This is a genomic window from Ruegeria sp. YKSF131, assembly GCF_059612645.1.
Genome location: NZ_JBXWQZ010000057.1, coordinates 20,483 through 29,222 on the forward strand (window position 1 = coordinate 20,483; position 8,740 = coordinate 29,222).

The following is an 8,740-nucleotide window of genomic DNA, read 5'->3' on the forward strand; positions in this document are numbered from 1 at the left end:
AGAAGGACAGAGACCGTATGGCGACCATATCGCCCGCTGCTGATTTTGCACCCGTCGCGGCCTCGGCTGCGACCCCCGCCCGCACGCGTGACCCGCGACTGGATTTCTATCGCGGCATCGCGATGTTCATCATCCTGATTGCCCACATTCCCAATGATCCCTGGGCGAATTGGATCCCGGCGCGCTTTGGGTACTCAGATGCAACCGAGATCTTCGTGTTCTGTTCGGGCATGGCCTCGGCCATCGCCTTTGGCGGGGCGTTCCTGTACAAGGGCTGGTGGATGGGCACAGCCCGTGTGGCCTATCGCATCTGGCAGGTTTATTGGGCCCATATTGCCCTGTTCTTCTTTGTTGCCATGACAATGGCAGCGCTGGACCTGACCGGCGCGTTCGAGAAAACCTATGTCTCGTCGCTGAACCTTCAGCATTTCTTCGATGATCCCGCCCCGCAGATGGTGGGGCTCTTCACGCTGACTTATGTACCGAACTACTTTGACATCTTGCCGATGTATCTGGTGGTACTGGCGCTGATGCCGCTCTACATCGCGCTATACCGTATCAGTTTCTGGCTGATGGCTGCTGCATCTGTGGCGATCTGGTGTGTCACCCAGACCGGCGCGCTGGCCCTTCCGGCCGAGCCGTGGTCGGATCGGCAATGGTTTTTCAACCCGTTTGGCTGGCAATTGCTGTTCTTCACCGGATTTGCCTTGATGCGCGGCTGGATTCCCGCTCCACCGGTATCGAAATCTCTGGTCTGGGCGGCTGCCTTGTTCCTGATCCTGTCAGCTCCGTTTGGATCTTGGAAGGTCTTCCTCTGGGTCAATACCGCTGCGCCTGAGTTGGGCGCTGCGATCCGAAAGATCTGGCCACTGACTGACGAATTGCGCGACAAAACCGAGTTTGGCGCGCTGCGATATGTCCATTTTCTGTCATTGGCCTATCTGGGTTGGGCTGCGGCAGGCGAACATGGTCACCGCCTGATTGCGACGGGTCACAGCATGGGCGCGCGCGTCTGGCAGTTCCTGTTGACAGTCATCACCAAAGTCGGTCAGCAATCCCTTGCAGTCTTTGTATTTTCCATGGCGGCAGCACGACTTATCGGCGTTGCCCTTGATCAGACTGGGCGGGATGTTGCCACCGTCTTTGTCGCCAACATGATTGGCTTTGCCATGATCATTGGCGTGGCTTATCTGGCATCTTGGTTCAAGTCTCAACCCTGGAAATTGAAGAGATGAATTTAACCCGTCGCGCATTCCTCGTCTCGACGACAGCCTTGGCCTTTGCCCCATCGGCCTATGCATCCGGGGGCGCAGTCCCCTTCGACCGCGACCACGTGGTCGAATTGGCCCGCGACCTGGCCAACCGCCCTTATGCGGAACGTGAAATGGTTCCTCAGGAATGGCAGAATCTGACTTACGAACAGTATCGCTCGATCCGATTCCGACTGGACCGGGCTTTGTGGTACGAGACCGAAACACCATTCAACGTCGATTTCTTCACACCGGGCCTGTATTTCCCCCGGACCGTCAAGGTGGAAACGGTCGAAAATGGCATGACCACACCGGTCGTTTTCGATCTGGGGATGTTCGAGAAATCTGAAGATGTGCCGCAATTGCCCATCGACGAGACTCTGGGCTTTTCAGGCCTGCGCCTTCGGACCGAGATGCACCGCCCCGGCAAGACGGATGAATTCTGCGTCTGGCAGGGTGCCAGCTATTTCCGCGCTATCGGTCTGGACGAGGTCTACGGTTTGTCAGCACGCGGTCTGGCCTTGAAAACAGGCGAACCGGATGGTGAGGAATTTCCTGAATTCATCCGTTTCTGGCTGGAACGCCCCAAACCCGGCCATCGCAATATGGTCGTCCATGCGTTGATGGACAGTCCCAGCGTGACTGGCGCCTATCGCTTCAATGTCACGGCGGGGGCAGATTGCGTTATCGATGTCGAGGCCACGCTGTTTCCCCGCGAAGACCTGCCTCATGTGGGTATCGCGCCGGGCACCTCGATGTTCCTGTTCGACCAGACCAACCACAGCCGGTTTGACGATTTCCGCCCTGCCGTCCATGACAGCGACGGGCTGTTGATCCGCAATGGCGCGGGCGAGGTGTTGTGGCGTCCGCTGGCCAACCCGACCCGCCTGCAAATATCTTCCTTCGTTGACGAGAACCCACGCGGCTTCGGGCTGATGCAGCGCAAGCGCGAGTTTTCGGACTATGCCGACCTTGAGGCGAATTATCACAAACGCCCGGGCCTGTGGGTCGAGCCTCAGAATGACTGGGGCAAAGGCACCGTTACTTTGGTCGAAATACCGGCAGATCAGGAAATCTACGACAACATCGTCGCCTATTGGCGCCCGGCAGAACCCTATGCAGCAGGCAGTCGGGTTGACCTGTCCTATCGTCTGATCTGGGGTGAGGAGCCTCAGCGCACTCCGATGCCACGGGTGACCAACACTGCCATGGGCGAGAACACCTTCGGTGAAGGGCGTTTGGCTGTCATCGATTTCGATGGCAGCGATTTGTTCGATGATATCGAGGCGATCAGTGTCTTCGTGGATTCCCCTCATGCAGAAACCTCGGACGGTGTTCTGCAACGCAACCCGGATACGGGTGGATTGCGTCTTGCGTTTTCATTCCAGCCAGATGGGCGCGATCATGTCGAGTTGCGCGCGCAACTGCTGAAAGACAAACAGCCTGCCTCTGAGGTGTGGCTTTACCGATGGACCATATGAACCGCGATTTGCATATCATGCCGCCCGAGGCACCTCTGGCGATGCCCACGCAGAATTTCAGCGTTGGGTTCCACGATGCCGATGCCCCGTCGGGCACAGACATGGGCGCGACTGGATTTTGGCGCGCGCTTGCGTTTTCACCGGCGATGGTAGCGACATTGGGCCTGCTGTGGATCATGAGCGACTGGTTCAGCGCCCAGGGGATCAATCTGATCGAGGGCATCCTGTTGGCGCTTATCTCGTTCAACTTCTTCTGGATTTCGTTCACGGTCTGCACCGTTCTGCTGGGTATGGTTTCGCTGTCGAGACAGGATCGTCCGCAGCGCAAACGCACAGCACAGCCCCTGCGCGTTGCCCTTTTGACACCGGTATACAACGAAGTGCCATGGAACGTGCTGGGCAACGCCCGCACCATGCTCGAAGATTTGCAGGCACGCGGTGGGCAGCATCACTATGCCATGTTCATCCTGTCCGACACGCGCGATCCTGAAATCGCGGCACAGGAACAGGCCAGCGTCGAAGCCCTGCGCACCACGCTCGCCCCAGGACTGGAGTTGTATTACCGCCGTCGCGAGCAAAACACCGACCGCAAGGTGGGAAACATCGCCGACTGGGTCAGTCGCTGGGGCGCAGACTGGGACGCGATGCTGGTTCTGGATGCGGACAGCCTGATGACCGGCCGCGCTATACACCGGCTGACCGATGCGCTGGCGCGTGATCCCGGTGCCGGGCTGATTCAGAGCTATCCGCAACTGATCGGCGCGCAATCGGTTTTTGCCCGAATGCAACAATTTGCCAATGGAGTCTATGGCATCGCCTTTGCCGAAGGGTTGGCGCGTTGGTGCGGGCAAGAGGGTAATTATTGGGGCCACAACGCAATTATCCGCACCAAGGCTTTCGCTACCAGTGCCGGACTGCCCAAGATGCGTGCGATCAACGGTCAGGATAAGCTGATCATGAGCCACGATTTCGTCGAGGCTGGATTGCTGCGCCGTGCCGGATGGGCGGTGCGGTTCCTGCCGCGCATTCGGGGATCTTACGAGGAAACGCCCCCCACACTGATCGATCATGCGTTGCGGGATCGGCGTTGGTGCCAGGGCAATCTGCAACACCTGAAACTGTTGGGCTCGACTGGATTCCGGGCCGTCTCGCGTTTTCACATGTTCCACGGTGCCGTTGGCTATTTGATGTCACCTTTGTGGTTTGCGCTGCTTTTGATGTGGGCACTGATCGGTCAGGGCAAAGACGCTTCTGTCCTGCATTACTTCAGCCCCGATAATCCGCTGTTCCCGCAATGGCCGGAAATGTCGGAAACCCGGCACGTTCTGATCATTCTTGTGATGTATGCAATGCTGCTGGCACCCAAGGTGCTGGGAGTTCTGGCTTTGCCGCTAAGCGGTGTACGCTATTCCGAATTCGGAGGCGGCCTCAAGTTCCTGACCTCGTTTCTGGCCGAGGTCATTCTGTCGATCCTGTATGCGCCGATCCTGATGGTGCAACAGATGATCGCCGTTTTCCGGACGGCGCTTGGCATTCAGCGGGGCTGGTCGCCGCAAGCACGCGACGGTGGCAGTTACGGATTACGCACACTGCTTCTGTGTCATGCATTGGAAACAGTCAGTGGCATCGCCTTGAGTGTTGGTATCCTGTCCGGGCTGGTCTCGATCTGGTTGGCTCCGATTGCCATCAGTCTCGCCCTGGCCATCCCGCTATCGGCACTCAGCGGTGTTTCGGCCGGTGCCGCACGCCGGATGGTCGGGATGCGCGAGGATTTCCGCGAACCTGCCATCACCCGGTCGGCCCGCCGTTACCGGGCCGAGCTGAAGCAACTGGTTGAAGGCAAGATCAAGATGGCGCCGGCAGAGTGATCAACTGCCGGGAAGCCCTTCGTACCAATCCACGACCATATCGGCCCAACCGGCTGGAACTGTATGACCCCCCGGGAACAAGGCGAACTCCAGCGCGCTGCCTTTGGCACAGGTGGTCCAGCGGCGGCGCATGAAATTCTCCGTTGTGCTAAAGCCGGCCGGTTTGTGATCGACGCAGCCATTTGCCTCGCGCCAGATTTCGAGCCCGGCATAGATATCGCCCTGCTGAAACCGGCCACCGCCCAGTACGCGCCCCTCAAGCGGAACTACGTTGTCCGTCCAGCCATGGGTATGCAGCATCCGGATTGGACCCTTGCAGGTTTCTGGGTGTGGCCGCCAGAATCCTCCGGACACCGGAACATATGCTGAAAATGTCTCGGGCGCCTTGCAGGCGAGATAGTTGACCATAAAGCCACCAGCCGAAAACCCGCCCAGCATGACCCGGTCCACATTGATTCCGAACCGGTTTTCCGCGTCCTGAACCACTTCGGACAGAAAGGCGGTTTCATCCCGTTCGCCAAATCCAGGGATAAAATTCCAGCTTTTTCTGCCGCCCCGGTTGGGCCTTTCCGAACCTTCAGGCGCCATCACTGCATAACCGCGCGCCAACAGAGGTTCGACCATCCCGCGATTTCGCATCGTTCCCGATCCACTGCCGCCATATCCGTGCAGAAACACCACCAATGGCGGGTTTTCCGCATCGGGCAGTTCGATATGGTACGCGCCCAAGGAGGTTTCGCAAATATCCCCCTGATCAGCGCAACCCGCCAGGGCCAACTGCGCGGTGAAGGCAAATACTGCTGCCAAGCCGATTTCCCTGATCATCCCGCATCCTCATTGTATTTGCGAACCGGTAAACCGGCTCTTACCCATCCCGGCCCGGCCGCCGAGCCCAACATACCCTCGGGTACGTCGATGATATTTGTGAATCCGGCTTCAATCAAACGATTGCTGAGGCGCGCGGACCGCACCCCTCGGGCGCAAATCAGCGCCACGGGCGCAGCCTGATCACCGCCGGTCATTTGTGTCAGAACGTCGACGAAATCCTCGCGGCGCAAGTCCAGCGGTACCGCGCCCTCGCCAATTCCCGAGGCGCGCCACTCGCGCGGTGTGCGGATATCAACCAGCAGAACGCGCCCGTCCACTGCCTGCTCATGAGCGTCGGCCACACTGATCCGGCCACCGCTGTGATCTTCGGGGATCAGCCTGTATTGCCTAATCGCAAACCCGGCAGCAATCGCGGCACCGACGCCAATCACTACCCACCGTCGGGATCGGTTCATTTTTTCGGCCACACCTCAGCCTCCTGTTCGCTGGTGCTGTTTCTATCACAACCAAACAGCAGGTTGCGCGGTGAAAGACAGCTCGCAGATCAAGATCGCGTCATTAATGCGCTGCGCCGCCAATACCTTGGTGATCCATTTCAGCTCGTTAAAAAGTTGCCATCTCTGGACAGTCGGCAAAATATCCTTACAAAATTGACCTCACCCTGACCGCCCAGACCGGAGTATCGCACTTGTCCCTATTCCTTATCGCGGCCCTTCCCTTCCTTGGTGCTGTATTTCCCGCACTGCTGATCCGCGCGGGCCGAAACGCTGCCGCATCCGCAGCCGGGTTGACCACATTTCTGGCCCTGATGGGGCTGCTGATCCACATCCCTTCGGTCATGCGCGGAGACGTCGTGACTGCCCGGTTTGACTGGATACCGAGGTTGGGCCTGAACGCGAATTTCATGCTGGACGGGCTGGGATTTCTTTTCGCCTTGCTGATCCTCGGCATTGGATTGCTCATCATTCTCTACGCACGGTTTTACCTGTCGCGCGAAGACCCGATGGGGCAGTTCTATACCTACCTGCTGCTATTTCAGGGGGCGATGGTTGGTATTGTCCTGTCCGACAATATCCTACTTTTGATTGTTTTCTGGGAACTTACATCGCTCAGCTCATTCCTGCTAATCGGCTATTGGAAACATCTGCCCGATGGCCGACAGGGCGCGCGCATGGCTTTGGCCGTCACCGGCTCGGGTGGGTTGGCGATGATCGCCGGGATGCTGATCCTCGGCAATATCGTTGGGTCCTATGACCTGAGTGTCATTTTGCAGAGCAAGGAACTGATTCAGGCGTCCCCCTACTACCTGCCGGCGTTGATCCTGATCCTGTTGGGCGCTTTCACCAAGTCGGCACAGTTCCCGTTTCACTTCTGGCTGCCGCATGCGATGGCCGCACCGACACCGGTTTCCGCCTATTTGCACTCGGCCACCATGGTGAAAGCCGGTCTGTTCCTGATGGCGCGGATGTGGCCGGTTCTGGCAGGAACAGATGCCTGGTTCTACATCGTGGCCACGACTGGTCTGATCACCATGCTGCTGGGTGCGGTCATCGCGCTGTTCAAGGATGATCTAAAGGCGCTGCTGGCCTTTTCGACCGTATCCCATCTGGGCCTGATCACCATGCTGCTGGGCTTTGGCACCAAAATTGCCGCCGTGGCCGCCATTTTCCACATCATCAACCATGCGACCTTCAAGGCTGCCCTGTTCATGACCGCCGGGATCGTGGATCACGAGACCGGTACGCGGAACCTGAAACGGTTGGGCGGTCTGCGCCACCTGATGCCGATCACCTTTACCATCGGCACCATCGCGGCCCTGTCCATGGCGGGTCTGCCGCCGCTGAACGGCTTTTTGTCGAAAGAGATGATGCTGGAAGAGACCGTCCATACCACCTGGTTGCATTCACATTATCTGGTTCCGGGACTGGCACTTTTGGCAGCGCTGTTTTCGGCCGCTTATTCTTTCCGATTCGTCAGCCATGTTTTCCTTGGACCCCAGCGAGACGATTATCCCGCCCATCCGCATGACCCGCCTGTCGGGCTGTGGCTGGCACCCGCATTGCTGGTGGTGCTGGTCGTCCTGATCGGTCTGAATTCCGCAGTAATCGTTGGCCCCCTGATCGCCGTGGTTTCCAGCGCGGTAATTGGCGGAGAGAAGCTGCCGTATTACTCGCTCAAACTGTGGCATGGCTTCACGCCTGCACTTTACATGTCGGTTGTTGCGACGTTGGGCGGCCTGTTCCTGCTGGCAATGCACAAACGCGGCGAGCAGGTCTGGAATGCCCTGCCCCGACCCGAGGCCAAGGTGATCTTTGAGGCAATCATCGACGCGCTGACCAGGTTAAGCCGCTGGATAACCGATGAAATGCATAACGGTGTTCTCAGCCGCTATGCGGTCATCTTCGTCGCCTTCACTGTAGGCCTTGGTTATTACGCCTATTCGACAGGCACCATCGGTGTGGAAACACGCGTTCCGCTGCCAGCGCAGATCATTCCGATCATCGGCTGGATCTGTTTGGTGGGCGCGACGCTTGGTATCATGTGGTTCCACCGGAACCGCCTGTTGTCGCTGGTTTTGATCGGTGTCGTGGGCCTGATCGTTTCCATCGCGTTCAACTATCTTTCAGCTCCTGACCTTGCCTTGACGCAAATCTCGGTCGAGGTGGTAACGATGATCTTGTTGCTGCTGTCGCTGAACTTCCTGCCGACCGAGACGCCGTGGGACAGCAGCGCGGCGCGGCGATGGCGGGATGCCGCGATTTCCGTCGTTGCCGGTCTTGGCACCGGCGCGCTGGTCTACGCGATGATGATGCGCGATTTTGCATTTCCAACGATTTCAGAATTCCATCTGGCCAATTCCTATAAGGGTGGTGGCGGCACCAATGTTGTCAACGTGATCCTGGTCGACTTCCGGGGTTTTGATACGTTTGGCGAGATCATCGTGCTGGGCATTGCCGCGCTGATTATCTTTGCGCTGACGGAATCCGTGCTAAGCACCAATGTCCGCAGTTACCTGCTGAATCGCAAACCGCATTGGCCTCAATCCGGTGATTCACATCCGCTGATGATGGTTGTGGCGACCCGCGTGATGATGCCAATTGCGCTGATGGTCGGGGCTTATATTTTCTTCCGTGGGCACAACCAGCCAGGCGGCGGTTTTATCGCCGGGCTGATCGTCGCCATCGCCTATCTGATGCAATACATGGCCAGCGGCTATACCTGGGCGATTGAGCGGCAGCGGTTTTATTACCATGGCACCATTGGCTGGGGCGTCCTGATCGCCGCAGCCACGGGTCTGGGGGCCTGGTTTAAT

Annotated in this window: 6 protein-coding genes; 4 read left to right on the top strand and 2 right to left on the bottom strand. The window is 58.2% G+C overall.

Features of this window, described 5'->3' with window-relative positions; all coding sequences use genetic code 11:
- Positions 1-17: 17 nt before the first annotated feature.
- Genes AC2FLZ_RS17370 through mdoH form a run of 3 tightly spaced genes read left to right on the top strand, consistent with a single transcriptional unit; the run spans position 18 to position 4,599 of the window.
- A complete protein-coding gene (locus AC2FLZ_RS17370; RefSeq protein ID WP_480517648.1) occupies positions 18-1,235 on the top strand; it encodes an OpgC family protein in 1,218 nt (405 codons plus the stop codon).
- A complete protein-coding gene (locus AC2FLZ_RS17375) occupies positions 1,232-2,731 on the top strand; it encodes an OpgD/OpgG family glucan biosynthesis protein (RefSeq protein ID WP_496821971.1) in 1,500 nt (499 codons plus the stop codon). Before AC2FLZ_RS17370 ends, AC2FLZ_RS17375 begins: the two co-directional genes overlap by 4 nt.
- Positions 2,728-4,599: a glucans biosynthesis glucosyltransferase MdoH gene (mdoH, locus tag AC2FLZ_RS17380; RefSeq protein WP_480553855.1), complete on the top strand. Its 1,872-nt coding sequence runs from the start codon at positions 2,728-2,730 to the stop codon at positions 4,597-4,599. The genes AC2FLZ_RS17375 and mdoH overlap by 4 nt, the downstream gene beginning before the upstream one ends.
- On the opposite strand, the gene AC2FLZ_RS17385 is transcribed toward mdoH, so the two are convergent.
- Positions 4,600-5,424: a CE1 family esterase gene (locus AC2FLZ_RS17385; protein ID WP_480553856.1), complete on the bottom strand. Its 825-nt coding sequence runs from the start codon at positions 5,422-5,424 to the stop codon at positions 4,600-4,602.
- Positions 5,421-5,882 (bottom strand): rhodanese-like domain-containing protein, encoded by a 462-nt coding sequence (locus AC2FLZ_RS17390; protein WP_480553894.1) that lies wholly within the window; start codon positions 5,880-5,882, stop codon positions 5,421-5,423. Before AC2FLZ_RS17390 ends, AC2FLZ_RS17385 begins: the two co-directional genes overlap by 4 nt.
- 233 nt (positions 5,883-6,115) lie before the next feature.
- On the opposite strand from AC2FLZ_RS17390, the gene AC2FLZ_RS17395 reads away from it, so the two are divergent.
- On the top strand, positions 6,116-8,740 hold a 2,625-nt coding region (locus tag AC2FLZ_RS17395; RefSeq protein ID WP_496882485.1), incomplete at its 3' end, for a monovalent cation/H+ antiporter subunit A.